23 protein-coding genes and 2 pseudogenes are annotated in these 25,136 nt (G+C 38.0%); 15 read left to right on the top strand and 10 right to left on the bottom strand.

Annotated elements, in window-relative coordinates; translation table 11 throughout:
• Nucleotides 1-255: 255 nt before the first annotated feature.
• From NSS70_RS17165 to NSS70_RS17150, 4 genes are all read left to right on the top strand, one after another.
• On the top strand, nucleotides 256-384 hold the full coding sequence (locus tag NSS70_RS17165) for a hypothetical protein (RefSeq protein WP_261308733.1): 129 nt from the start codon (nucleotides 256-258) through the stop codon (nucleotides 382-384).
• Between the two features lie 220 nt (nucleotides 385-604).
• Nucleotides 605-1,051 carry a GNAT family N-acetyltransferase gene (locus NSS70_RS17160; protein WP_340734186.1) on the top strand — a complete coding sequence of 149 codons (447 nt, stop codon included), beginning with the start codon at nucleotides 605-607 and terminating at the stop codon, nucleotides 1,049-1,051.
• Nucleotides 1,052-1,297: 246 nt separating this feature from the next.
• A complete protein-coding gene (locus NSS70_RS17155) occupies nucleotides 1,298-1,738 on the top strand; it encodes a MarR family winged helix-turn-helix transcriptional regulator (protein WP_340734185.1) in 441 nt (146 codons plus the stop codon).
• A gap of 35 nt (nucleotides 1,739-1,773) precedes the next feature.
• The gene (locus tag NSS70_RS17150; RefSeq protein WP_340882034.1) at nucleotides 1,774-2,865 is read left to right on the top strand and encodes an SDR family NAD(P)-dependent oxidoreductase; all 1,092 of its coding nucleotides are present in this window, start codon (nucleotides 1,774-1,776) and stop codon (nucleotides 2,863-2,865) included.
• 663 nt (nucleotides 2,866-3,528) lie between these two features.
• On the opposite strand, the gene NSS70_RS17145 is transcribed toward NSS70_RS17150, so the two are convergent.
• Nucleotides 3,529-3,939: a DUF5367 family protein gene (locus NSS70_RS17145; RefSeq protein WP_063388406.1), complete on the bottom strand. Its 411-nt coding sequence runs from the start codon at nucleotides 3,937-3,939 to the stop codon at nucleotides 3,529-3,531.
• Nucleotides 3,936-4,520, bottom strand: coding sequence for a TetR/AcrR family transcriptional regulator (locus NSS70_RS17140; protein ID WP_063388407.1), 585 nt, complete (start codon nucleotides 4,518-4,520; stop codon nucleotides 3,936-3,938). Before NSS70_RS17140 ends, NSS70_RS17145 begins: the two co-directional genes overlap by 4 nt.
• Before the next feature lie 225 nt (nucleotides 4,521-4,745).
• Here NSS70_RS17140 and NSS70_RS17135 point away from each other — a divergent pair, with 225 nt between their 5' ends.
• On the top strand, nucleotides 4,746-5,066 hold the full coding sequence (locus tag NSS70_RS17135) for a MazG nucleotide pyrophosphohydrolase domain-containing protein (protein WP_063388408.1): 321 nt from the start codon (nucleotides 4,746-4,748) through the stop codon (nucleotides 5,064-5,066).
• 408 nt (nucleotides 5,067-5,474) lie between these two features.
• Here NSS70_RS17135 and NSS70_RS17130 read toward each other — a convergent pair whose 3' ends face one another.
• Nucleotides 5,475-6,377 carry a TauD/TfdA dioxygenase family protein gene (locus NSS70_RS17130; protein ID WP_340882033.1) on the bottom strand — a complete coding sequence of 301 codons (903 nt, stop codon included), beginning with the start codon at nucleotides 6,375-6,377 and terminating at the stop codon, nucleotides 5,475-5,477.
• Between the two features lie 626 nt (nucleotides 6,378-7,003).
• On the opposite strand from NSS70_RS17130, the gene NSS70_RS17125 reads away from it, so the two are divergent.
• The 4 genes from NSS70_RS17125 to NSS70_RS17110 are packed head-to-tail and all read left to right on the top strand — an operon-like array spanning nucleotide 7,004 to nucleotide 11,133.
• The gene (locus NSS70_RS17125) at nucleotides 7,004-8,038 is read left to right on the top strand and encodes an ABC transporter substrate-binding protein (protein ID WP_063388410.1); all 1,035 of its coding nucleotides are present in this window, start codon (nucleotides 7,004-7,006) and stop codon (nucleotides 8,036-8,038) included.
• Between the two features lie 39 nt (nucleotides 8,039-8,077).
• Nucleotides 8,078-8,905 carry an ABC transporter ATP-binding protein gene (locus NSS70_RS17120; protein WP_339197349.1) on the top strand — a complete coding sequence of 276 codons (828 nt, stop codon included), beginning with the start codon at nucleotides 8,078-8,080 and terminating at the stop codon, nucleotides 8,903-8,905.
• Between the two features lie 26 nt (nucleotides 8,906-8,931).
• Entirely contained in the window at nucleotides 8,932-9,753 is an 822-nt protein-coding gene (locus tag NSS70_RS17115; protein WP_232515604.1) for an ABC transporter permease, read from the top strand.
• A 27-nt stretch (nucleotides 9,754-9,780) separates the two neighbouring features.
• Nucleotides 9,781-11,133, top strand: a complete 1,353-nt coding sequence (locus NSS70_RS17110) for an LLM class flavin-dependent oxidoreductase (protein WP_445206638.1) — start codon at nucleotides 9,781-9,783, stop codon at nucleotides 11,131-11,133.
• A gap of 160 nt (nucleotides 11,134-11,293) precedes the next feature.
• On the opposite strand, the gene NSS70_RS17105 is transcribed toward NSS70_RS17110, so the two are convergent.
• From NSS70_RS17105 to NSS70_RS17090, 4 genes are all read right to left on the bottom strand, one after another.
• Entirely contained in the window at nucleotides 11,294-11,848 is a 555-nt protein-coding gene (locus NSS70_RS17105; protein WP_339210336.1) for a hypothetical protein, read from the bottom strand.
• Nucleotides 11,849-12,180: 332 nt separating this feature from the next.
• Nucleotides 12,181-12,651 carry a YrvL family regulatory protein gene (locus NSS70_RS17100; RefSeq protein ID WP_235600456.1) on the bottom strand — a complete coding sequence of 157 codons (471 nt, stop codon included), beginning with the start codon at nucleotides 12,649-12,651 and terminating at the stop codon, nucleotides 12,181-12,183.
• A 110-nt stretch (nucleotides 12,652-12,761) separates the two neighbouring features.
• On the bottom strand, nucleotides 12,762-13,022 hold the full coding sequence (locus NSS70_RS17095) for a hypothetical protein (RefSeq protein ID WP_063388371.1): 261 nt from the start codon (nucleotides 13,020-13,022) through the stop codon (nucleotides 12,762-12,764).
• Complete coding sequence (locus NSS70_RS17090) at nucleotides 12,973-13,728, bottom strand: S8 family serine peptidase (protein ID WP_340882029.1); 756 nt, start codon at nucleotides 13,726-13,728, stop codon at nucleotides 12,973-12,975. Before NSS70_RS17090 ends, NSS70_RS17095 begins: the two co-directional genes overlap by 50 nt.
• Before the next feature lie 372 nt (nucleotides 13,729-14,100).
• Between NSS70_RS17090 and NSS70_RS17085 the strand changes: the two genes are divergently transcribed.
• From NSS70_RS17085 to NSS70_RS20915, 3 genes are all read left to right on the top strand, one after another.
• Complete coding sequence (locus NSS70_RS17085; RefSeq protein WP_003352762.1) at nucleotides 14,101-15,216, top strand: IS4 family transposase; 1,116 nt, start codon at nucleotides 14,101-14,103, stop codon at nucleotides 15,214-15,216.
• Nucleotides 15,217-15,679: 463 nt separating this feature from the next.
• The gene (locus NSS70_RS17080) at nucleotides 15,680-16,594 is read left to right on the top strand and encodes a catechol 2,3-dioxygenase (RefSeq protein WP_063388369.1); all 915 of its coding nucleotides are present in this window, start codon (nucleotides 15,680-15,682) and stop codon (nucleotides 16,592-16,594) included.
• Nucleotides 16,595-16,630: 36 nt separating this feature from the next.
• The gene (locus NSS70_RS20915) at nucleotides 16,631-16,837 is read left to right on the top strand and encodes a tautomerase family protein (RefSeq protein WP_420534702.1); all 207 of its coding nucleotides are present in this window, start codon (nucleotides 16,631-16,633) and stop codon (nucleotides 16,835-16,837) included.
• Here the strand turns inward: NSS70_RS20915 and NSS70_RS17075 are convergent.
• Nucleotides 16,744-18,225, bottom strand: a pseudogene (locus tag NSS70_RS17075) (NADPH-dependent assimilatory sulfite reductase hemoprotein subunit); the annotation flags it as partial. The gene NSS70_RS20915 and the pseudogene NSS70_RS17075 sit on opposite strands and share 94 nt — an antisense overlap.
• A gap of 1,216 nt (nucleotides 18,226-19,441) precedes the next feature.
• Here NSS70_RS17075 and NSS70_RS17070 point away from each other — a divergent pair.
• A complete protein-coding gene (locus NSS70_RS17070) occupies nucleotides 19,442-20,494 on the top strand; it encodes a 2,3-butanediol dehydrogenase (protein ID WP_094244530.1) in 1,053 nt (350 codons plus the stop codon).
• 243 nt (nucleotides 20,495-20,737) lie between these two features.
• Here the strand turns inward: NSS70_RS17070 and NSS70_RS17065 are convergent.
• Together NSS70_RS17065 and NSS70_RS17060 are read right to left on the bottom strand one after the other, a co-directional pair.
• Nucleotides 20,738-21,573 (bottom strand): annotated as a pseudogene (locus NSS70_RS17065) (class II aldolase/adducin family protein); the annotation flags it as partial.
• A gap of 872 nt (nucleotides 21,574-22,445) precedes the next feature.
• Nucleotides 22,446-22,865, bottom strand: a complete 420-nt coding sequence (locus tag NSS70_RS17060) for a hypothetical protein (RefSeq protein ID WP_340882023.1) — start codon at nucleotides 22,863-22,865, stop codon at nucleotides 22,446-22,448.
• 677 nt (nucleotides 22,866-23,542) lie between these two features.
• On the opposite strand from NSS70_RS17060, the gene NSS70_RS17055 reads away from it, so the two are divergent.
• Together NSS70_RS17055 and NSS70_RS17050 are read left to right on the top strand one after the other, a co-directional pair.
• Nucleotides 23,543-24,217, top strand: coding sequence for a diacylglycerol/lipid kinase family protein (locus NSS70_RS17055; RefSeq protein WP_327856733.1), 675 nt, complete (start codon nucleotides 23,543-23,545; stop codon nucleotides 24,215-24,217).
• The gene (locus tag NSS70_RS17050) at nucleotides 24,121-24,426 is read left to right on the top strand and encodes a diacylglycerol/lipid kinase family protein (RefSeq protein WP_327856734.1); all 306 of its coding nucleotides are present in this window, start codon (nucleotides 24,121-24,123) and stop codon (nucleotides 24,424-24,426) included. The genes NSS70_RS17055 and NSS70_RS17050 overlap by 97 nt, the downstream gene beginning before the upstream one ends.
• Nucleotides 24,427-25,136: the final 710 nt, after the last annotated feature.

The raw sequence follows: 25,136 nt of genomic DNA, 5'->3' as shown, positions 1-25,136 counted from the left end.
GGCCTCTTATCGGTAAATGAGAGCAAAACTCTATCACCCTTATATATGAGCTGATGTACCTTAGCGCCGACGCTTGTCATTCGCTGATTTTTATAGCAAAAATATATTGTCAGGCGCCATTTTTTCCGAGATTCATTGAGATACTTCTTGTGCTATTTGGAATTGGCTGTGTTTTGAAAGGAAAAAGGCAGAGCTGCCAGCAGGAAAAATTCGCCTCACCTTCTTTATTAAGCTTCTTAATTATGAGCATAGGCTGTGCAGCCAGTCCGTCAGCGGTATCCGTTCGCTGGATTTTTTTATGATGATGAGGAACTTATCCTAGAACCAGGCTATTTAAATTCTGAAGATTTTACGAAAGATGTACAAAATGAAACGGAAGCATAAACAAAATTAGCCGAAAAGACTAGAATCCGCAAATGACATGAAGGCCATTTTCTATTAAAATGATTTTAAGATTTAAAATAGATAGAAAATGGTAAGCAAAAACAACAGAGAAAGTTTTCTGTGCTGGCAACACCAAATCGAATAGTTTAATGGGGAGTGTTTTCGAACAGACGGGAGTCAGGATGCACTCCCCAGCTATTTACTATAGGGGGAAATTTTTGTGGCAGAAACAATTGCACCAATGACGGCAAAACATTTGGAACAATGTATTGAACTATATATGAAAGTTTTTAATCGTGACCCTTGGAATGAAAGCTGGACATATGAAACGGCTAAAGAAAGGCTTACAGATTTGCTGCATACTCCGAAATTTACAGGATTTTTTTGGGGAATCGATGGAACTCCCATTGGTTTTATAGCAGGGAACAGCAAGAAAACATATCAAGGAATAACTTTTTATTTAGCGGAATTATGCATCAATCATGAAATTCAAGGTAAAGGCTATGGCTCTAAGCTTCTCCAATATTTAGAGAAAGATTTACAAAAGAAACAAGTTAAAAGCATTTACCTCTTAACATCCACTGGAGGACTTGCAGAAAGCTTCTACAGAAAAAATGGTTATGCTGTGAATAACAATCGAATTGTGATGAAAAAAAATTTCTTTTAGACAGTTTTTTCCTAGCTGAAATTTTATCCAGCCAATTTTCGGTCTCCGCCAAAGAATCATGCAATCACTGTGCGCATATGAAACCGAATGAGATAATGTTTTAAAACGAGAAACGAATTCAAATTTTGTCAAGTGTTATTCCCCACGCTTATGTTTGGGGAAATTTTTTTTGTGATTGACAAAAAATAATGGTAAATAGTTAAATGTATTTAATTAAATATATTTAACTATTTATTGGGGGATTTTATGGTTAAAGACAGCATTGCGTTTATTGCAAATTATTTGTGGAGGGAATCGATTAAAAATTTACATATGCATTTGACGGAGGCGGAGATTAAAAATTTCAGCAGCAATGACTACTATTATTTAACGACTATTTACTATATGGGGAAACCCAATTTTTCTCAGGTGGCAGAAGCTTTGAACCTCACGAAGCCGGCTGTTTCAGCGATGATTAGAAAGCTGTCAAAAATGGGCCTTATAGAAAAAATACAATCGCAGGAGGACAAACGAGTTTATTATGTAAGTGTTACAGAAAAAGGAAAGAACATTGTCGAAGGTGATGAAAAGCTCTACAAGAAAATTGACTTGCAAATAAAAGAGTGTTTAGGAAGCGATCATAAATATGAATTTCTGGAAACTTTATTGGCAGAAATCGTTCGTTATTTGCAAAAAACAGATCGCTAATGCATCATATACATTTTTACATGGAGGAGCTGTTCATGAAAAGGAGTTTTGAGGGTAAATCTGTTATTGTCATAGGCGCTTCAGGGGGATTAGGTTCAAGCTTTGCAAAAGCTTTTGCCGATAAAGGTGCAAGGCTTCTTTTAGTTGGAAGGAATGAAGAAAAGGTTAAAAAGACAGCAGAGCAAATAACTGGAGATATAACAACAGCCGTTTTTGACATTACTGATTTACAATTGATTGAAGAACTGAAAGATATTGTAAAAAGGTGGTCGGCCCATATTGATATTGTCATCAATGCTTCGGGTTATGACGTGAGAAAGTCTTTAGCTGAGCATAGTTATGAAGAAGCGAAGAACACGCTTGATATCAATCTTTTAGGAGCGATTCTTATAACGAAGGCATTCCTGCCGCATATGAGAGAACAAAAAGGCAGCACGATTATGCATATCGGGGGATTTGCAGATGGCCGCTTGGCTTTTCCATATTATAGTGTCGATGCTGCATCACGAGCAGGGCTGTTCACATTTATTGAAGCTGTAAACCGTGAATTGGAGTTGGAAGGTAGTCAAGCAAGGGTTGCCTTTTTTTCGCCAAGTCCTGCAGATACTGAAGCTGAAAGACCATTTCATCCGCTTTGGAGGAAAATGGGTGTTTCCATTATGCCTGTTGAAAAAGTGGCAGAGGATTTGCTTAAAACAATTGAAAAAAAGAAGACAGTACGAATTATGGGAGGGATGTCCACGATCCTTTTTGCCAAGGTTAACTCCATATCACCGAAGCTGGCTGATGCTATCATGATGAGAAAATATGGAAAAATGCTTCAACAATTTTTTTACAGGACAGAGGATGGCGGACAGCAAAAGCCGAGTAGGCATAAAAGAGGCTATCTCCGCAAGATTGCTGTCATTCTTATTATCGCCTCGTTTATTTTGTATGGACTAGCCGCCGTTGTCCCATTGCTTCCGCTCACTCTTACTCAAAAAGCGGCGGCTGTTCCGGCGCTGATTGCAATTGGCGAAATCGTTTGGTGGGCCGGGCTGGCAATCGCAGGTCGGGAAGTCGCTGCCAAGTACAAAAAATATCTTAATCCGTGCACTTGGTTTTCCTGTAAAAGAAAAACAATTTAAAGATTAGAAAAGTGCCATCAGCTGGAATTCTAAACTTTATGCGAGAAGTGAGGAGCTTGGAATTTTTTTGCCAGATTGGCATATTCTTATTGTTAGTTGTTGGAATAGGATTCACTTCAAAATTATTGGGTAAATATAGTTTGTATTTTTTGCTGACTCTCACTTTTACAGCTTTAATTTTTGCTGTACTAAATACGAATGATTTTAGTAATCGGCCTTTCTTATATGTTGTTTTATTTGGAACAGTTTGTCTAGCTTCAATGATAAAATTGATGATCCAAACGTGTAAGTTAAAATAAAAGGTTCTTCGGAGCTTTATCAGGTAGACGGCAGCTTATAAATAGCGTAAAAGGACATTTTGAAATTCTTTTTAGTGAGAAAGACGTCCTCAACATCTATCTTGCTTTCTTCTAAATGTTGATTCGGTTATTAGGCAGGCGGCAGCATGGATTATTTAAATAAGGAAAAGAAAAGACTTACGTTTTGATAAGGCGAAATCCCTTTAAATTCGAACAGTCATACAATGCCCTAAAGGGGCTGTCTTAGAAAGTCAAATCGTCATTGATAACCACGATATATCAACGTTTCTAAAACATTAATGGGGCGTCAATAAGCCGTAAAAATGACTTATTAGACACCCCCATTTTGTGATTGCATTTTAATTCATTCGGTTTTAAGCTTCTTTTTCATTAATTCATTTATTATGGCAGGTATTAATAAATACAATGCGTAGGCAAAAGACATCCATGCTGCAAAAGCGATAACCTGCGGCTCATCAAGCTTAGGAAAAATCAGCTGGTGGTTGGATAAAGAAAAAGTATCTAAAATTAAACCAACAATCGTGCCGATGAATCCAAATTTCAGCGGTGCATTTTCGGCTTTGTCAAACAATACATATAAATACGTGGCTCCTGCCAATAACACCCCTGTTCCAGCTATTAGCAAAGAGAGGCTGACAGCAAACTCCGCTGTACCCGGTCTGAAAAGAACGCTGTCCCCAAACATAACAAAAAACATTGTGGCAAAAAACCAAACAAAAACGCTCCAGCATGCTGTGTACAAATATCCTTTCATTTGTTCTCCACCTCTTGTAAGCCGCTCAATGCTATAAATAATTTCTCAAGTTCTGCGTATGTTTTCTCTACCGGAAAATTTTTTGACAATAGAGCCTGTAAGGCGATTCCGTCTACAACAGCGTTTAAAATGATCGCCCATGTGTCAAGCGAAATTCCTTTAATTGGTGATGAAGGCCATATTTTTAATAAATTTTCCGCTAGAGCTTTATTTTCTTGTAAAATAATCCCCTCAAGCTGTTCCCTGATTTTATCATTATGAAAACCTGAAACGACGAGCGTTAAGAACAATTTATGAAAAAAAGAATCATGAGAACAACGGCTTTTCGCTGTCTCAATCGCTTGTTTAATGATGTTGCCGTCACTTTTCGATAATTCGTCCCAAGAACTGTCGCAAATATCTTTTACAATATCCAATAATAATTGTTCTTTAGTTCGAAAATGATAATAAACAGTCCCCTGCGTAACCCCTGCCGTTTCGGCGACTGCCCTCAATGTGAACTTTTCAATTCCGTTTTTGACTAAACACTTCTTCGCGGAACGAATTAATTCATTTTTACTAATAACATTCGGCTTTGCCATATGATCACTCCTTATTAGTTATTCATATAACTAACTTAACTCAAAAAAATTTACCGTTTATTCACTGATTCATTTTAGATTATACAAAATTCTTGACAGTACCACAATATAAAATGGTCATAATTACTATCTTTTCAAAAGTCATTTGAATTCTCTCATTTGAATATTGACAAGAAAAGAGTTTTCATGTTGACTCTTTTAAGAGAGAAAGGGCAGGTGAACAAAATGGATATCAATGAGTTTCAACAATGGGTGAAGGAGTATTATGACAGCAGGGGCTGGGCTGAATTAGATATTTTTGTCCGCATTGGATTTTTAGCCGAAGAAACGGGGGAAGTTGCCCGAGCTATAAGAGCGCTTGAAATTGGCAGAGACAGACCAGACGAATCAACAGGTTCAGTTGAGGAAAATAAACAGGCATTAATCGAAGAGCTGGGAGATGTGTTAGGAAACATCATAGTGATTGCAAACAAATACAATATTCCTTTGGAAGAAGTATTTCATTCACATAAAAAGAAGCTGTTAGATCGTTATTCTACTGTTTAAGTTTTATGTCTTAAAAATTCCGTAATAAGGTAAAATTGCGGCATCGCTGTTCCACGTGGTGAACGGATTCTTCCGTATTCTTTGATGCCGCAAACGATTGTTGAATAGATTGTGAAATCCATTTCTTTTTATGGTCGACCAATTGCAAATAAACTTTCTTTTCCGGGCAATAGGGGGGATGCCCAATTTTCAAAAGTCATTAGCGATAAAAACGATTCCAAGGTTATTAGATAAAAGGCAGTGTTCGCATCAGAGGATGACGATTCTGCGTAAAACGGTTCCGAACTTATATAGCTTGATATTCACATAAGGGAGATGCCGTTTTTATTTGGTTATAAAAATTTTTGAAGTTTAACTTTTTAACTGAAAGGCTTTTATAAATTATTGGTTAGAAAAATCCTGATGGGACTATTTTTCTATTTTTCGTGTAATGCCGCGGCGGCCGTCTATACTAACAGGAACATCTCCTGCAATTGTAATTCTTCTCACAACTCTTTGTTCGTCGCCATAGTCATTTATTGCATAATGCTGGGTTGCACGGTTATCCCAAATCACAACATCTCCTGCACTCCATTTCCAGCGAACTGTATTTTCTAATTGTATAATATGCTGCTGCAGGACAGTGAACAATTGGGCTGAATCGAAGGTGGAAAGTCCGACAAATTTTTTGACAAAATGACCAAGTAAAAGATTGCGTTCACCGGTTTCAGGATGTATATGGACAACGGGGTGCTCGGTTTCATATAAAGTGGAAGTGAATACTTCGTCATAGTGCTTTTTTGCTTCAGGAGATATATTATATCGCTGTGCTGCATAATCATAGGCATTTGTATGGATTGCCCACAATTGATCAGCAAGATTCCGCAGTTCTGTTGGCAGAGTTTCATAGGCAGCAGCTGTGTTCGCCCAAACAGTATCCCCTCCTGCTTCAGGGATCACAACCCCCCGTAAAATGGAGAATTTCGGAAATGCATCTACAAATGTAACATCTGTATGCCATGAATTGGCCCGGTCGCCACGATCAGAGTCTAGCTCAAAAATATAATTGGAGCCGTCTTTTGCTGGAACAGTTGGATGAACAACAGGATTGCCAAGCAGCTGTGCAAAGGCTTCCTGCCCCGCATCATCTAGATGATGCTGATTTCGGAAGAAAACTACCTTGTACTTTAAGATCGCTTCGCGAATAAATTGAATTGTTTCAGCATCTAGTTCATCGGAAAGTTTGATGCCTGATATTTCAGCGCCAATTCGTCCGGCAACTGGTTTGACAATAATCTCTGATTCATTTTGTACTTGTTTGACATCAGTCATAGGATCGCCTCCTCAAGAAAGTTTATGATTCTACGGAATATTCATCTTTCTCAAAATTTCATCGGCACTTAATAGAAGCCCCACCTCCTTGCTCGTTGAGTGAGCCATTTTAATAAACCGATAATAAGCAAGAAAGCCAGAGCAGATGAGCTCCGGCTTCCAGATGGCTGGTCAGCTTTTTATTCCAGTTGTAAATCCTATGAATTCATATCGGTTTAGTAAAAATATTAGATTCACAAGAAAAAAATGTCAATATTAAATTTTAAAAATTTTTTATTTATAAAAAATTAATATTTTACAGTAAATTTTAGCTTGACTATTTTTCATTTGCTCAGTAACATTAAGGATAACTAATGTATACTAATTCAATAGGAAATATCGGTTAATTGATTGTTCCCACCGGTCAACCGGAGACATTGCTGCAAAATGTCTCCGGTATTTTTTTAATAGATGAATATGCCGACCAGTACACTGGAGGTCTTTACAGAAAATGTAAAGACCTTTTTTATGCGGGCTGGCATGGACTTAATTGAACTGCCGTATACCGAACGGTACGTACGGTTGTGTGAGAGGTCGGGGGTTAGTCACCTCTTCCTATTCAATTGAAATCAAAAGGGAGGAGTAAGATGAAGTTGTTGAAGAATTGCAGAGTGATAGGAATTTTATTGTTAGTAGGGACAGTTGTTTTATCTGCTGGCTGCCAGAACAAAACAGTTGCTGAAAAAGAAGGCAAAGCCGGAGGTGATGGCAAATATGAGACGCTGACACTGCGCTATCAAGGATCTCCTGGACAAGTCACTTTCCCGGAATTGGCGGAAGATTTAGGTTATTTAGATCCAATCAAACTTGAATGGGTTGGAAATACAACGAGTGGACCACAGGATATCCAAACAGCTGCAACAGGGGAAATTCATTTTGGCGGTGCATTTAATGGAGCAATTATTAAATTAAAAGCCAGCGGCGCCCCGATTAAAGCCGTGATCAGTTATTACGGCAGCGATGAAGATACGTTCAGTGGGTTTTATACATTAGAGGATAGTCCGATTAAAGAGGCGCGAGATTTAATTGGCAAAAAAGTCGGGATGAATACTCTCGGTGCACACCATGAATTCGTGTTAAAAGAATACTTGCGTCAAAATGGATTAACAGAGGAAGAAATTAAAAAAGTAACGATAGTGGTGATTCCGCCAGTCAATGCAGAACAAGCATTGCGTAATAAACAAATTGATGTAGCTGTGTTAGGCGGAATGCTGCGAGACCGGGCATTAGAAAGGGGCGGGATTCGGAAGCTCTTTAGTGATTATGATTTGTTTGGTGCTTTTAATGCGGGCAGTTATGTTTTTACTGAGAAATTCATTAAAGAAAATCCGAATACTGTGAGAAAATTCGTTGAAGCAACAGCGAAAGCAATTGAATGGGCGCGTTCAACCCCTAGAGAAGAAGTCATTGCCCGTTATGAAGCAATTATTGAAAAAAGAAAACGAAAAGAAGATGGTGAAACAGTTAAATTTTGGAAAAGTACAGGAATCGGCTCGAAAGGAGGTTATATACAGGAGAAAGATTTTCAAGTGTGGATCGATTGGCTAATAAAAAGCGGTGAGTTGAAAAAAGGCGAAATTGGGCTGGATGACTTATATACAAATGAATTCAACCCTTACTAAAGGAAGCTTGAACAAAAATGTTTAGGAGGTGTTCAACAGGTGACAGATAAAATTCAATTTGACCATGTCACAAAAATTTTTAAAATTCGGGATGTTGAAAAGGGAAAAGGAAGCTTTAAAGAGTTTACCGCATTGAGGAACGTTCATTTTTCCGTTAAAAATGGAGAATTTCTAACGTTAGTCGGGCCGTCAGGATGCGGAAAATCAACTTTGCTTGATCTTCTCGGCGGATTGTCTCAACCAACATCTGGGAAAATTTTGATAGATGGGAAGCAAATCGACGGCCCCGGTTTAGATCGAGCAATTGTCTTTCAACAGTACGCCTTGTTTCCTTGGAAAACAGCTAAGGGAAATATTGAGTTTGGTTTAAAAGCGAAAGGTGTGCCAAAAAAGGAACGTTCGGAAATCGCCCGTCATTTTTTGGAGCTAGTCGGCTTGTCCGGCTTTGAAGAACGTTATCCCCACGAACTATCAGGCGGGATGAAGCAGCGTGTAGCTATTGCTAGAAGTTTGGCTTTTGACCCTGACGTTTTATTAATGGATGAACCGTTTGCGGCCTTGGATGCTCAAACACGCGAGACATTGCAAAACGAATTGCTTCGTATCTGGGAAAAAACAAAGAAGACGATCGTGTTCATTACTCATGGAATTGATGAAGCCGTGTACTTAGGACAGCGTATCGCTGTAATGACTTCACGTCCGGGGACGATAAAACAAATTATTACAAACTCAGCTCATTCCCAAGCAAAGGAAGACGATGCGCGTTCCACGCCGGAATTTGTAAAGACTCGCCATCAAATTTGGGATTCACTTCGGGATGAGGTCAGTAAATCGCAAAATGATCATAAAAAAGAGCATTCAGCTTAGGAAATTTAATAAAAGGAGTGATGACATTGGCTAGTGTTAGCAAATCCATTCAAACTACATATGAAACGAGAAAACATATCCGTTTTTCTTTTCACTGGATTCAAAAACTTGTGAAGCAAACAGCCGTTATTATCCTGCTGCTTTTATTTTGGGAAGTGGCGCCTCGCATTGGAGTGACCGATCCGACGTTCTTTCCGCCTTTTTCAAAAGTAGTTGAAGGCTGGTGGGGATTAGTTGTCTCAGGTGAATTATTGGCTCACTTTCAAGCGAGTATTGTACGTTCATTTATTGGATTTGGAATTGCGCTGCTTATTGCTATTCCTCTCGGATTATTGATTGGCTGGTACCCGATCGTTAGCGATTTGTTAAACCCGGTGCTGGAATTATTCCGAAACACAGCTGCATTAGCGTTATTGCCTGTATTTATATTAGTGTTTGGCATTGGTGAAACATCGAAAGTAGCGATTGTCTTATTCGCTTGTACATTTCCTGTTCTGCTAAATACTATTAGTGCCGTTCGAAATGTCGATCCGTTACTTATTAAATCGGCAAGATCAATGGGATTACCGCCATATAAATTGTTTTATCAAGTTATTTTGCCTGCATCTATTCCGACTATTTTTACCGGAATACGTATGGCGGGAACAGCTTCCATTCTCGTATTAATTGCTGCTGAAATGGTAGGGGCTAAAGAAGGATTAGGATACTTAATTAATTATACTCAAATGAATTTTCAAATTCCCGAAATGTATGCCGGTATTATTACCATTGCCATACTTGGCTTTGTATTAAATTATATTTTAGTATCTTTGGAAAAACGGTTCTCTGCTTGGAAGACAAATCAATAATAAAGGAAAGAGGGGAAAATTAAAATGATGGCAAATAAGCGCGAAATGAAATTAGGTGCATTTTTCATGATCCCGGGGCATCATGTCGCAGCTTGGCGGCATCCTGATGCAGAAGCTCATAATGTCATGAACTTTGATTTTATCAAAAGGCTTGCGCAAACGGCTGAACGAGGAAAGTTCGATATGATCTTTCTGGCGGACACGTATGCAGTAAGAACAGGCAATCACAAGGCATTTGAGCAGACAGTGAATACACTTTTTGAACCATTTACTCTGTTATCAGCCCTTTCATCTGTGACCGAACGCATTGGGCTTGCAGCTACCGTGTCGACCACATTTAATGAACCCTTTAATGTAGCGCGAAGATTTGCCTCGCTTGATCATTTGAGCAAAGGCCGGGCAGCATGGAATGTCGTCACATCCAATACGGAAGCAGAAGCTCATAACTTTAGCTTAGAGCAACATCTTCCGCATGAACAGCGTTATGATCGTGCTGAAGAATTTGTAGATATAGTGAAAAAGCTATGGGATAGTTGGGAAGATGACGCTTTAGTGATTAATAAGGAATCGGCTCAATTTGTGGACGGCTCAAAAATACAGGCCATTCATCATAAAGGAAAGTGGTTTTCTGTAGAAGGACCTTTAAACGTTTCCCGTCCTGTTCAAGGCCATCCGGTTGTGATCCAAGCAGGTTCGTCTGAAGCTGGAAAAGAGCTGGCCGCACGTACCGCGGAGGTTATTTTTACAGCGTGGCAGACGCTTGAAGAGGCTCAAGCTTTTTATGCTGATGTGAAAGGAAGAATGAAAAAATATGGGCGTTCACCAGATGAATTGAAGATTATGCCAGGTGTTTTTCCTGTTATCGGAAGTACTGAAGAAGTAGCTGAGAAGAATAAGAAGCTGCTGGAAGAACTTATTCCTGAAGAAGCAGGAGTTGCTCTTTTATCTGGAATGTTAAGTGTTGATTTATCAGGGTATCCTGTCGACGGTCCCTTGCCTGATTTGCCTCATTTGGAACAAATAAATGGAGGGAAAAGCCGTTTTAAGCTGTTAAAAGACCTTGCTGAGCGTGAAGGATTAACGATTCGTAAGCTATATCAACGGATAGCAGGAGCACGAGGGCATAGAGAAATTAAGGGAACACCTGAACAAATTGCCGATCAACTGCAAGAATGGTTTGAAAATGGGGCAGCTGATGGCTTCAATATTATGCCGCCATATTTGCCCGGAGGACTTGAAGACTTCGTTGACTTAGTGATACCTGAACTGCAAAAACGGGGATTGTTCCGCACGGAATATGAGGGCAATACTTTACGAGAACATTTAGGGCTAAAACGTCCTGAAAATACTTTAATTGCTAAAATAGGAGAGACACTGTAGATGAAGGGAAATATTGCATCTAAAAAAATAGTCATGCGAAAATGACAGTTTAATGGTCGAGTCAATTAGTTAGGGGTGTCCCAAAAAGTAAAACTTTAGGGCATCCTTTTTATTTTAGAAGTAAGAGCTGGCCGCTTCTTTATTGGAATTAGACTAAGATTCATTTATATAAATTATCTTTTTTATATAATTTAGAAATTAATAAATGTTTTAAATTGAAAAGTTCATACTCTATTTTTGTTGCATGGACTGGAAATTCGATAAAAAAAACTTTCTGAAACTTAGTATACGAGGAGTGAGAGGCTATGGAAATATTTCTAGCTTGGAAGGATAATTCTTGATTGAATGTTTCTTGCTGCTCGATGTGTTTCAATAATTTAGAAATGTGATCATCCGAATGAGGGAACGAACGATTTTCGTTTGGTTTTTCAGCTGGAACGTGGCCCGTTACTTCTTCGAACGCCCCTTTCCCAAACCGGTCAACGACAACGATCGCGGCGTTCTCTAACTGCATGTTGTGTTGTTGAACAAGGGTTTGGAAGTGTCTTAGTTTGACTAGGTCGCTTTCAATAAATAATCGCTGTGCTCGGTCATTTTTGATGAAGGTATAACCGTTCTTTTCCAAAGCTAGGTACCATTTTCGTAATGTACTATCACCAATTTCTAAGGTATGGCTCACTTCTTTGGTACTGTAAGCTCGTTCTTGCGATTTCATTCGTTCAACCTCCTAGTGGGATGGGACGGGATATAGAGCGTTCTCCTATCCGTTTTAGAAGCATTCGACAGATATAATTCATTTACCTGTTCTGTAAGGAGGAAAAGGGAGAGAAGGACTGCATAAAATCCGCCTTTTTTATGCAAGATTTAGAGCTTCATAAAAGGGGAAAACCCTTGATCCATCAAGGATGTATAAAATCCTGCATAAACGAGTCAAAACAGAAAACCGCCAATTCCTTGCGTATCAAGGGGTTGGCGGTTTTCATTACTTCCCATAGTTGGCTTTATGTTACCTAGATTTGTATAAAGCATTCACATATGTTTAATGATTTATTTTTTGGGTTTAAATTTATTATCTATTTCTTTAAATTCCTCACTATCAATATCTGGTGGTTCATCCTCATCTTTTCTTAATTTCCAACCAATAAATCCAGTAACCATCGCAAATATGAGTGAACCTTGCCATTCGATTTCAATATTTGCCATAAAATTATCTATTACTTCAATCAATAAAAAGGTAAGAGTTGTATTCAAAATAAATGGTAGCCATCCTTTACTCGTTTGAAGTATGCCAACAGATTTTAAAGCTTTTGGTATTGCATCTGTAATAAAAGCAAGAGGTATTTCAAGGAATAAATACAAAATAAAGAACAATACTAAATCCAATAATGAATTATATTGGAAACCTATTATTCTTAAAATGATGTATTCAAAAAAAGCAATAAAGAGTAATATTATCAGTACGATAGAAATAGAGATACCAACAGTTTTAAATTTATTGATATGAACTGCCTCCTTCAAATTATTTTTCTCAATATTTTAAATTAGAACGGGTAATTATCATTACCAATTATTAGTAAAAAATGATTTATATATATATAAAGAACCTGAGAAAGTCTCTTTTCTAATTTTTATTTATTTATCATCATTAAGGAACTATATGCATTCACTTTTCCTTCTCCAAAATAATTGTCTCTACCAGGCTTACCGATATCAGAACTTCCCTTCTCTAGATATTTAAGCACTTTATTAACAGAAGGCTTATTACCTGTTCGTTCTGTATACTCTGAAATAATAAGAGCTGCAGTAGCACTGACTTGTGCTACTGCATAACTTGTTCCTTCAGTTAGTGTGTATCCTTGAGGAATTCCAAGCCCCTTTACTTTCTGCATATTTTACAGCTTTTTTATATGCCTTAATCAGTAACTTATCTTCTTTTTCAGACTTAATAAAATAAGTACCGACGCTTAAGTTGATCACATCATTATCATTATTAGCTGCATCAATAATAGCTTCTATCACCCATACTGATTTCCCTACCTCATTTCCAATAACTTTGTAAGGAACAATTGTTGTATCTGGAGCAATACTTGACATTATCCCAGCAATAGTTGTGCCATGACCTAATTCATCAGTAATATCCATGTCATTTGTGACATAATTTTTTGCTAATGTTAAATCAATATTTTCTTTTATCAATGGGTGTTCTATATCTACTCCACTATCTATTAAAGCAATTGTGGAATGTTCCCCTGTATCAATAGATAAATTCTTATAATCACTTGTCACATCTTTTAAATACCAATTAAAAGGCGTAAATGTTTCAGAATTTAGTGATGGAAACTCGATATTAGTGTCAAATTGATTAGATTCTTTAAACTCATCGAGTGTTAATTGCTTCACTTCGTTTAGAATTCTATTTGGTGTAACGGCATCTTCGTAAGGGGAAATGAGATCTGGTAATTCCCCTTGTACATCTATATATTCTATTATTTTATTTTCAATTTTATTTACATCTATATTTTTAGAATTCTCTACATATATTAATCCAATATCTTCGATTGCTGTTACATTCAAAGACGGGTATTGGTTTTTCATTATTTCTAAAACTTCTTTAGCCTGTTTAGGACTTTTTAATAAATATGTGTAGTTTTCTAGAGAATTATTTTTTCTACAGTATTGTTTGATTCGGCAGAACCATAAACCGGAAATGAGACTAATATTAAAGGAATACTTAGAAGAACAAACAAATACTTTTTACTTAAATTATTTTTCTACCCCACTTTATACAAATTCAAAATTTCCAAACATTCAGTAGTATATCACACTACACTAGCATTGCAGTAATTAAATCTGATGATTCAAAATACTAAGAATGTTCAATTTTTTATTGATTTCGAAACAAAAAAATCCTTTACAATGGAAGTACAGGTGGTTCCTGCCCAAATCCAATCGTAAAGGATAAGAGTTATGGACAAGAATACACTAATTTCATCATTTGGTAAATGGGTTTCACCCATAAATATTCAAAAACTTAGCGAACAAGTCAAAGAATTGAAACAGGACTATTACACAAAAAAGCTGACAACAGAAGCCTATATTAAACTTTTATTGGTAGCCCAGCTGCTCGAATTTAAGAGCTTAGAGGAAATGAGTGATGCACTTGTAGACGAAGATCTTCAAAAAGCACTCGGATTTGAATCGATAAGTGCCTCTCAGCTATCCCGAAAAAACAATCAGATCCACCCACTAATTCTTGCAAATTTGTTCTTGGATCTTGTTTGGAAAATTCAACGGTACCATTATAAAAACGGAAAGAATATGCCACTGAAAATCATTGATTCAAGTACACTCCCGTTGAATTTGACCCATTATAAATGGGCAAAATTCCGGAAAACAAAAGCTGGTGTAAAGCTACACTTACGGCTCGTTTTCATGGATAAAGACACCGTCTATCCTGAAAAAGCAGTGATTACGACAGCAAAAGAACATGACCGAAATCAACTCGAAGTCCTAGTGGATGATCAAGAAGCCATGTATGTGTTTGACCGCGGTTATGTGGACTATGAACGTTTTGATCGGATGACAGATGATGGCTATTTCTTCGTTTCAAGACTGAAGAAAAACGCAGTCATTCGTGAAGTCTATACATTTTCACTTCCTGATGATTGTCACGTTCTATCCGATAAAATGGTCTACATTGGTACCACACAAAATCGTACTGAAAATGTCTTTCGTCTACTAGAAGTTATGGACACAAAAGGGAACTTACTTCGTTTCATCACCAACCGATTTGATTTAAAACCAGAAGAGATAAGTGATATTTACCGATCTCGCTGGGCTATTGAACTCTTTTTCAAATGGCTCAAGCAACACGTAGAAATTAAGCACTTTTATGGAATGAGTGAAACAGCTATTCAAAATCAAATTTTCTTAGCCCTGATCACGTATTGCTTACATGTTCTCATTCAATTGGAGATGAAAAGTAAGAAATCCCTACTTCGAATTACTCGTTGGTTAAAGAGAGCTCTGTGGAAACCAGCTTATGTTTGGTTGCGAAAATTTGATGGGCGAGCCAGTCCATAATCTCCCTTTTGTCGTTGTCGCTCTGGTTTAACTGTATATATTTACCAAATGGGCAGTGCCACCTTTCTTTAGGTTTTGTCTTTTTGGCACAAATTCACAAAAATTAATTAACAGAAAATTCTAACTATATTTATGCAATGCTAATGATCACACTATTATAAAAAATTCCAATATTTTCATATATTTTACAAATTTAAACTTCGATTATATTTTTCGTTTTTATTAATTTCGATTAGGAACTGAAAGCAGCAGGGATTTATCAAACATATCATCAATGATTTCGTTCTTACCATATAAGTATATGTTTTTCAGTATTTCTCGAAGCTCCTCATGAAAATTTAGTACATTATTGCGAAAATGGCAAAGAATTTAAAGGTAAAACAGCACAATTGTTTGTATAATCAGAAAATAAAAATTGTTAAAATTATTCCATAAATTAAATCAAATATAAGGAGTGGTTGAAATGGCTATTATGCGGGTTGGCAAGGCTGAAATAAGAGTCATGGATCTTGAAGAATCAGTCAAGTATTACACAAATGTAATTGGTCTTGAAGAGATGAGAAGAAGTGAAGGGAGAGTTTATTTAAAGGCGTGGGATGAATTCGATCATCATAGCCTTATTCTTCAGGAGGCTGACTCTCCTGGCCTTGATCACATTGCTTTTAAAGTAGAAAACGAAGAAGATTTAGCCAAGTACGAAAAGAAGATTGAACAATTCGGGTGTACATTAAAACGGGTTTCAAAAGGAACAAGAATTGCGGAAGGAGAAGCAATTCGTTTTGAACTTCCAACAGGCCACCAAGTTGAATTGTATCATAAAATCGAGCGTGTCGGTACGAAAACAGGAGATTGGAATCCTCACCCATGGCCGGATGGACTGCGGGGAATTGCGCCGCATCGTCTCGATCACCTAGCATTAACAGGAGATGATATAGACACTGTAACGAGATTTTTCACTGAAGTCCTGGATATGTTCGTTAGTGAAAAAATTACAACAGTAGATGGAGAACAAATGGTGGGGAGCTTTATTTATGCTAGAAATGGAAAACCGCATGATGTTGCCTTTATTAAAGGACCGGACAAGAAGATGCACCATGTCGCGTTCTATGTTGACAATTGGTATGATGTGCTAAAGGCAGCAGATATTTTATCAAAAAATAATGTCCAATTCGATGTTACACCGACACGCCATGGCATTACGCGAGGACAAACAACTTATTTCTTTGATCCTTCAGGCAATCGCAATGAAGCTTTTGCGAGCGGTTACATTACTTATCCTGATTTTCCAACTATAACATGGACTGAAGACAAAATCGGTCAAGGAATTTTTTATCACAGAAGAGAGTTGACGGAGTCATTCGCCAAGGCATTGACGTAAGAAAAAGCAAAACTGATCATAAGCGAGGATAAAAACATGCCGATTATTCAAATTCAATTGTTTGGAAGTCTTACAGTAGAACAAAAAGAGGCGTTAATAAAAGAAACATCGGACGCAGCAGCCCATGCCTTAAATGTGCCATTGCCGATAAAAGCGATGTTGGCGTTGTACGGGCGCGCACAGCCGTTTGAGCACCCAGTCATGCGGACGGTGATGGTCTCGTCCGAGAGGCCAAGCTCATGAAACAGCTGCTCAAACTGTGGCAACAGATCGGGCAGAGCCCGCTCCGACTCGGCCAGCGCAAGTCCGCAGGTCGGCAGGGCTACACATGCCATTGTATTTTTTCGGACTGTTGATAGCTCATGTGGAAGCGGCACTCCCGCAGAGCGCAATCGCTCTTCAATCGCCGGTCGAAATTCGTCTGGAATGCCGCTCAGGATCACATTTTGCTGCGTGGTGAGGCGAACGGTCGGACGAAATTCGCGCATAATGTTTTGAAGTGGCGATTTCAATTTCATGGTTTCAGTATCTTTAATACGACCATATGGAACAAACAGGCCAAGGTAGCTTATCCCGTCACGCTCACGGTGCCAGCCGAGATGGTCGTGCCCGTTGTACCATTCCAGCTTTCTTGGTGGCTCTAAAGTACGCCCAAGCCTTGTCTCAACCTCTTGCCGGAACCAATCCAGTCCTCGCCGGTCGATTAAATATTTCATGCGGGCAAAACGGCGGTTTGAGCGATCTCCGAAGTCCCGTTCGATGGTCACAATGGCTACGCAAGTATCAAGGATTGTGTCTACGACATCCTTCCTGGGCACATAGCAAAGCGGACTCGCCAGCCTCGGATAAGTTGCCTGAACGACCGCCGTTCGTCCCATACCGCCGCCTACCAGCACAGTATAGCCAGCAACGTGTCCGTTCTCGATATGTGCCACAAGTCCGATGTCATTGTCGTACACATCGATGCAGTTATCTCCTTCCGGTACCATCGCAACCTTGAACTTGCGCGGGAGGTATACATCACCGTACAGCGGCTCCTCAGTCTCTCCATCAGAAAGCTGAACCGGTTCGCCGTCAAGCCAGATTTCGTGATACGCATTTGTCTTAGGACTCAGCCGATCAGTCAGTGCAAGCAGATCTTCCCGCATCTCGGCGCGGAACGGCTCATCGCCCGGCTTTGCGCAACAGATGATGTTCCGCCCCGAATCGCCGCAGGCGCCAAGTGTTGTGATTAGTGATTCGTTCAGCCTTTTTATGGTAGCCTTCAAGTTCCCTTTCAGTATGCCGTGAAGCTGGATGGTTTGACGCGTCGTAATGCGCAGCGTCCCGTATTCCGAATATTCATCGGCTAAGCGATCGAACACCAAATATTGATCCGGATTCAACACCCCGCCTGGTATTCGGGCACGCACCATCATCGAGTAATGCTTCTCTTTGCCTTCTTTCAAAAGCTTGTGCCGCAAATCCCGGTCGTCCTGCTGGTAAACACCGTGAAACTTCAATACCTGTACATTTTCTTCCGAAAACATCGGTTTGCCATCTTGAAGAGCTTCCTTGATTGTCCCCCGTAAATAGCGGCTTTGTCGCTTAATCACTTCGATTTTTGATTCTTTTTTGTTTTGAGTAGACAAATACAATCACTCCTCCCTGAATTCTGATTTGTTTACTATGATATAAAGAAAAAGACGAAAACACACCATCCAAAAGGACGTCAATTTGACCCATCCACTACAAAACTTGTTATATTTTTCAGCCGATCTATATAGTGAGCTGTTAGGAGCAGTCATCAAGAAAGGAGGCGTCTCCATACGGAAATGTGTGCGGATCAGATTCAGGATTTGTGAAATCTGCGTTTGCAGGATCAGGGAAAAAATCGTTCTAGAGGATACAGATTTAATTAACACGCAAAAAAGTAAACGAATGGAATTTCTTTTTTTGCTGTAAAAGTCAGGATAAACATGGTTCTTACGTTCTTTTGGTGAAAAATCGAGGTCATTGATAACACAGAGATAAAAATACTTATTTGTACACTCATTTTCTCCATTAACCTCCTTCCCATCACCAAGATTGAGTAAGAACCATAAACATGTACATTGTTGACTGTTTAAGAGTGTACATGTTTTTTTCTCTTTAAGTGATTTTGATATGTACAATATTAATCAAGGTCGCGCATGTTAAAATCTTGTCCAATCACTTTTGTGCATTCTTAAACTAGCATTTCATTTCTGCCGATTCACCCCGCACCTTTAAATGTAATGAAGGGGGGAATCAGTTTTTTTTATCATGATATTCTTGAAATACCTTCCTATATTGTAATAAAATGAAAATAGATTCATAGAACTTTAGTTCTATCAGGAGGTGGGATGCGAAAAAACTTAGGACTTTTGTATATATGGTCAGGGAAATGAGAATTTCCTTTTTCAACCGGCATGATCCGGTAAGGAAGGGAATTTGCAAACCCTAAAACCTGTGAAAAATGTGCTTGCCCTCATAACAGTGTGTGCATGCTGCAGACAGCTGGCAGAAAACTATATGATTGATCAAATAGTCACTAAATTCAGGTAAAGAGGCATTTGGCAAATAGAACATTTGAAAGAAGAGGGCTGATTTTTATAATAAGATATTTTTGACATTTAAGGCTTAAGCTGACCTCATGATCATGGTAATTGCCGCATGACAAATATGCTCCTGTTCCATGAAGCTTGTACATATCATAGTTTGAAAAAGAGCCAATCACAAAATAAGCAATTTCTTTTATAAAATAATTTCGAATTTTTTCGATATGATAAAAATAGGACTAAAAAATGATACAATGAAAGCGATTATAAAATTGGGAGGGGAAATGAAATGAAAGCAGCAAGATGGCACAACGCTAGAGACATTCGAGTAGAGGAAGTAGAAGAACCGAAAGCAGGGAAAGGAAAAGTAAAAATTAAAGTAGAATGGGCAGGAATTTGCGGAAGCGATTTACACGAATATGCGGCAGGTCCAATTTTTGTTCCTGTTCAAGAGCCTCATCCTGTCAGTAAAGATGTGGCGCCAATTATCATGGGCCACGAATTTTCTGGTCAAGTAGTTGAAGTTGGAGAAGGCGTTACGAAAGTAAAGGTTGGGGATCCTGTCGTTGTAGAACCTATTCTTCGCTGTGGAGAATGCCCAGCTTGTAAAAAAGGTAAGTACAATCTTTGCGAATCTTTAGGATTCCACGGTTTATCCGGTGGCGGCGGCGGATTCTCTGAGTATACTGTCGTTGATGAGCATATGGTGCATAAAATGCCTGAAGGTCTTTCTTATGAACAAGGAGCATTGGTGGAGCCTGCGGCTGTAGCCTTGCATGCTGTTAGATTAAGCAAAATCAAACCTGGCGATAAAGCCGCTGTGTTTGGAACAGGTCCTATAGGTCTTCTTGTGATTGAAGCATTAAAAGCAGCTGGCGCTGCAGAAATTTATGCAGTAGAAGTTTCCAAAGAACGTTTGCAAAAAGCGAAAGAACTCGGTGCTACATCTGTCATCAATCCAATAGAGGAAGATCCGGTTCAAAAGCTTCATGAATTAACCGATGGCGGAGTCGACGTTGCGTTTGAAGTAACGGGAATACCGGCTGTTTTACAACAAGCTATTGACAGCACTGCATTTGAAGGAGAAACAGTCATCGTTAGCATATGGGAAAAAGAAGCGGGCATTCAGCCAAATAATATCGTATTAAAAGAAAGAAATGTAAAAGGAATTATTGCATACCGCGATATCTTCCCTGCTGTAATGGAATTAATGAAACGAGGCTACTTCCAAGCAGAAAAACTCGTTACGAAACGAATTAAGCTAGATGATATTGTAGCAGAAGGATTTGAAACGCTGATAAAAGAAAAAGACCAAGTGAAAATTTTGGTAAAACCAGAATAAACATTTAAGCAGAGTAGGGAGAAAACGGTGCGGACAAGCTGATGCTTCAATAGATGGATGCAATGTGAAAAACGCGGTGCACCGTTTGGCGAGCAGGGAGAAAGTTGCAGGGGATTTGCCGATGCTTAAAAATACATACAAACCAAATAAGTAAGGTTAAATCCCCTCTCTCTATCCAAATTTTTTTTCGGGAGCCTTAATCATTCCATAAAAATTCCGTTGGTTCAAAAACATGTAAATACGTTAAGACATCGGTACTTGGGGGATAATTTTGCCTTCGATACGTTCAAAGATGTCATCTTTAGTCCATGGTTTTTAAGACCAATAATAGCTTTAGAAGGCTCTTTTGAAATTCGGACAAGTTCAGCCACTGTTTTTGCAAGTTCAATTGTTCCACAAGGATAGTTAATCTCTGTAGCCTTTATGCCGTCCATCCAAGCATGAACATGTACAATCGCTCCTACCTCCGGGTGTTCTTTATAAATCATCCAGTGCTCAATAGCGTCGACAGATGCCCTTTTTGGTGTTATATTCGGGGGAACGCTTACTTTCATGGCATTTTTATCAGGATCATATCCACTTATTAAGAGAAAATCTTCACCGACTGTTTTCATATCTGCTTTGTTAATTCCGCTTGCACTCATCCAAAAGCTTTCACTGTCCCGTCTGGCACTGAGGTTTCCATAGCTTAGTCCTCCTAATCCGTAAAGTTTTTTTAAATGGCGAAGACCACGAGGTGTAAGATATTCTTCCGATGGAAATGGAGCGGGAAGTAAATTCATGCGATCAAGCTTTTTTCCGTATTCGCTTAATGATCTCGTAATCTCATCTCCGTTCCACATCTCTTCCGGAAGATCATCATAAAAATTATTGTCAATGACTAACTGCGAAGCTGCGAGCGGTTCCAATCTTTCAAAAATTTGTTTAAAAAATGTTTCTTCTTCTCCTTTTCTATACTCCAATTTATAAATACCTTGTTTAGGTGTAAGAAAATAAATATCTGTTGTTTCATTATCGTTATGTAAGATATACATTAAATGATTTGCTAAAGACCTGATTAAATACGGATAGGCTGATTTCCTGAAGGTAAAAGATGTAAAAACGGGGAAGTGTCAATCCGAAAAAAAGGGGTAGCTTTTTCGGGTTAAAAACAGGAGCGCCTGTTCTTCCGGTTGCGATTATTTGTCTAGATGCGAAAAAGTGGATTCGAAAGCCAGTAAAAAAAGTTGTTGTTGGGCCAATGATGTATTTAGATGAACTTGAAAGTTCCATTTATACTGCATTTGCTGAGGCTGTTATGAAACTTATGATGGTGTTGCAGCAATCAAAAAAGGTTAGTCTCCCATAGCTAGAACTGATTTAGCAGGAAGAAATCAAAAATTTCCTCGAAATCTAACAGGAGGAACGGCATAGAAGCTACCATCGAAACTCAGCGAATGTGTTTGTAAATGGCTACATTTAACCATATTATTATATTAAAAAAGGGGAAAAGGGATTCTTCCTTTCCAAACAGGAGACTGCCCTATCTATCTTGCATTACACACAAAATTCTTGACGGTACCGTAAAGGACGTAAACGACATTTAGTTAGCAAATATTGATGATAACGATAACATCAAAATTTTTTTGTACTAATAAAAATAGAATGCCAAGCCATTATTAGTGTAAAAACCACTCTCCGATCAGTACTTGAAGCAAATCAGTACTCTTTTTCCACCGCTTAATCCTGTTAAGCGTAAATCCAAACAAAAGGCGGCAGATCAGAATAAAAATTGTTGCTTTGGAACAAGCCGCAAAACACTTAACGGATGGATAAATGGAAATTATATGTGGTAGCAGAAAATTAAATCAAGGGGTGTACAATAGTATAGCTTCAATATAAGCGGAGCAAATTTTCAAGCAAAAAACGGGCAACTCCATAAGGAAGCTGTCGACCGCATAAATGTATTAACTTAAGAAAACGGAAATGAAAAACGACGAATCCTTGAAAACGGGAATCGGAATCTCCTAAATCTCCGAAAACGAAATGGGAAATGCCCAAACCCTCCGAATCCACCGAAAGGAGATCCGAATCCACCAAAGCCAAATTGTCTTTCTTCTTCGTTATCTTCTTCTCGTTGGTCGCCAATAGGTACTAATAAATAGGCATGATCATTATCGGCTTTATCAATAATGCCATCATACATTTTTCCATCGTCCATTTCCAGCAAGACGTAATAATGCTTATGTCTTTTGCGAAAATCATGCTTGCTCACATGGTGATCATAATGATCCCGATCATGCATATTTTCTTCGTACGGCTCCTGAGGATTCGCATATGGAACTTGTTGAACTAGGTTATAAGCATAGTTCAAGTTATAATCATATTGCATATTGATTTCTCCTTTCCTGAAATTCGATTATATTGTATTCACCTAATTTTTCTTTGCTACAAAAAATAACATTTTATTGGATATGTCAAGCAATCATCCCTTTTGCAACATAAGACAGCTCCTTCAATCTATGTCTCATTCATTTTTTCTGCAAAGATAGTAAAGAAGTTTTTTCTTTTGTCTTTTGTTACTCATCAAAAAATTTTTTAAAGGATTGCCAGTAAACTTAGGAAAAAACAAAGATCAATTCCTTGTATTTCAAGTGATAGCCGACGATCATTGGGGATTTTTCACATTGACAGCATAAATGGAGTTGTGTGAATAGATTCCTGCAAATAGGAGAAAATTGTAATAAAATAGATAGAGAATTTACAAAAAACTTGGCAAGACAGTGCATGGGAACATCTTTCATTTGAATGTGCAAACGAGATGAATGTATCAACGGATTGGTAACCAAGCAGGAAAGTGGTTGAACCGCTTAATCGGCAAACAAGCAGTTGTTGCTTTCTAATCCATCTAGAAAACTTCCGACAACCTTCTTCTGTACAAGAAGCTTCATCGAGAAACACCCACCTCTAAACGAAGTAAATGTGGAGATGATAAAACCATGCCAAATAAAACGGTTTTGGCATAATATATAAAACTTTCATATCTTTAATAAAGGAAAGATCTTTAGTATGTATTATTTTATCGTCAATAAAATCTCAGGAAACGGAAAAGGATTAAAAGTTTGGAAAAAGACTGAAAAGTTGCTGCAAGAAAAACAGATAAATTATCAAGTGCGCTTTACCAATCGTCCAAAACATGCAGCAGAAATTGCTAAGGAGTTGTCTTCTGAAAAATGTTATGCTGTTGTAGCCGTAGGAGGAGATGGTACAATCCATGATGTTGCTAACGGGTTAATCAATTCGAATATACCTTTGGGTGTTATTCCTGCAGGATCGGGAAACGATTTTGCAAGGGCTCTTGATATACCAAAGGACTATAAAAAGGCTTTAAAACGTATTTTAATGGGAAAACAAAGAAAAATTGATATTGGAAGAATTGGCAACGAATACTTCATTACTGTAATGGGGATCGGTTTTGACGGTAAAGTCGCCGAGATAAACAATGGCTCGAAATATAAAAATTGGCTGAATTTTATTAGATTAGGTAATCTTTCATATGGACTTAGCTTCTTGCATGTTTTATTAAAATATCGTCCTGTCAGCATTCAATTAATGGTTGATGGGGAGAAACTAGTTTTTTGTAATGTATGGTTAATTGCAATTGCCAATATCTCAAACTATGCGGAGGTATTAAAATATGTCCAAATGCTTGTTATAATGATGGACTATTTGACATTTGTATAGTACACGGCATGAATAAATGGGAGCTGTTGCGCACTTTTCCAAAGGCGTTTAAAGGCAAACATATACTACATCCTGGTGTAACCATGATAACAGGAAAACAAGTGGAAGTTATCTCCGAATTACCTGTTATTGTGCAAGGAGATGGCGAGATTCTCACTAAAACTCCGATGAGTGTGACGATTCAAAGAGGTGGGTTGCTTATCATTTAAATAGTGGCCGGTCATTGTAAAGATTAATGATCTTAGTGAGAACACGAATTAGGTATTTCTGTTTAGGAAGTCATTCATCATAATTAGTATAAAATGGAAAAACAATTTAATACACATGCATTCCAAGTCTTTTCTTGTTAACTTATAAGGGATGTAAATGTCTCTCAATAAAAAGATTTTCTTAAGATAGCTTTATTATCAATTTGAAAATTGGGGAATTATAAAATCGTTATTGGACTTTAAATGCAAAAGTTATTTACTGAATGTTTGTAAATATAATAAATTTTAATCTTTTCAACGTTGCAGATATATTAGTTTTAGGCCAAAAAAAACAGTCAGGAAATTAAAATCTTTGGAAGATGTGGCGAGTTTCTGATATTTTTCGTACAAGTTTGTATTTTTTCTCAGAGTTCATGAGCGTTTGTACATTTGATTTCGCTAACGAACTGTTTGATGATTACAGCTTACTCATAACGCATTTTTTATGGATTTTAGTCTATTACTATATTAATCTGTGTCTCTTTTTTAATCTAACTTTATTTAGAACGAGAATATGTTCGTGGATCCAAAATAATGTTTTGCTCACTTCTCATTGTAAAATTGTTGCAATTTAAATTATTTGCCAATAAATAGTTTGAAGAGAAGGCTCTTGATCGTTCAATCAAAAAATAGGAGAAAGTAAAAAAATGATAAAACATTTTCATGGAAAA

Source organism: Aeribacillus sp. FSL K6-2848, from assembly GCF_038004325.1.
GTDB classification, from domain to species: Bacteria; Bacillota; Bacilli; order Bacillales; family Aeribacillaceae; genus Aeribacillus; species Aeribacillus composti.
Note: the sequence above shows the minus strand (reverse complement) of the source record. Positions and strands in the feature narration are given on the sequence as shown.

Bases quoted from the DNA above. Each gene is read 5' to 3' on its own strand.
- NSS70_RS17055 (WP_327856733.1), top strand. From the start codon at position 23,543: ATGTATTATTTTATCGTCAATAAAATCTCAGGAAACGGAAAAGGATTA.
- NSS70_RS17060 (WP_340882023.1), bottom strand. From the start codon at position 22,865: ATGCAATATGATTATAACTTGAACTATGCTTATAACCTAGTTCAACAA.
- NSS70_RS17085 (WP_003352762.1), top strand. From the start codon at position 14,101: ATGGACAAGAATACACTAATTTCATCATTTGGTAAATGGGTTTCACCC.
- NSS70_RS17150 (WP_340882034.1), top strand. From the start codon at position 1,774: ATGAAAAGGAGTTTTGAGGGTAAATCTGTTATTGTCATAGGCGCTTCA.
- NSS70_RS17105 (WP_339210336.1), bottom strand. From the start codon at position 11,848: ATGAAATCGCAAGAACGAGCTTACAGTACCAAAGAAGTGAGCCATACC.
- NSS70_RS20915 (WP_420534702.1), top strand. From the start codon at position 16,631: ATGCCGATTATTCAAATTCAATTGTTTGGAAGTCTTACAGTAGAACAA.
- NSS70_RS17110 (WP_445206638.1), top strand. From the start codon at position 9,781: ATGGCAAATAAGCGCGAAATGAAATTAGGTGCATTTTTCATGATCCCG.
- NSS70_RS17130 (WP_340882033.1), bottom strand. From the start codon at position 6,377: ATGACTGATGTCAAACAAGTACAAAATGAATCAGAGATTATTGTCAAA.
- NSS70_RS17050 (WP_327856734.1), top strand. From the start codon at position 24,121: ATGGTTAATTGCAATTGCCAATATCTCAAACTATGCGGAGGTATTAAA.
- NSS70_RS17145 (WP_063388406.1), bottom strand. From the start codon at position 3,939: ATGAAAGGATATTTGTACACAGCATGCTGGAGCGTTTTTGTTTGGTTT.
- NSS70_RS17080 (WP_063388369.1), top strand. From the start codon at position 15,680: ATGGCTATTATGCGGGTTGGCAAGGCTGAAATAAGAGTCATGGATCTT.
- NSS70_RS17125 (WP_063388410.1), top strand. From the start codon at position 7,004: ATGAAGTTGTTGAAGAATTGCAGAGTGATAGGAATTTTATTGTTAGTA.
- NSS70_RS17095 (WP_063388371.1), bottom strand. From the start codon at position 13,022: ATGCAGAAAGTAAAGGGGCTTGGAATTCCTCAAGGATACACACTAACT.
- NSS70_RS17135 (WP_063388408.1), top strand. From the start codon at position 4,746: ATGGATATCAATGAGTTTCAACAATGGGTGAAGGAGTATTATGACAGC.
- NSS70_RS17070 (WP_094244530.1), top strand. From the start codon at position 19,442: ATGAAAGCAGCAAGATGGCACAACGCTAGAGACATTCGAGTAGAGGAA.
- NSS70_RS17155 (WP_340734185.1), top strand. From the start codon at position 1,298: ATGGTTAAAGACAGCATTGCGTTTATTGCAAATTATTTGTGGAGGGAA.
- NSS70_RS17140 (WP_063388407.1), bottom strand. From the start codon at position 4,520: ATGGCAAAGCCGAATGTTATTAGTAAAAATGAATTAATTCGTTCCGCG.
- NSS70_RS17090 (WP_340882029.1), bottom strand. From the start codon at position 13,728: ATGAAAAACCAATACCCGTCTTTGAATGTAACAGCAATCGAAGATATT.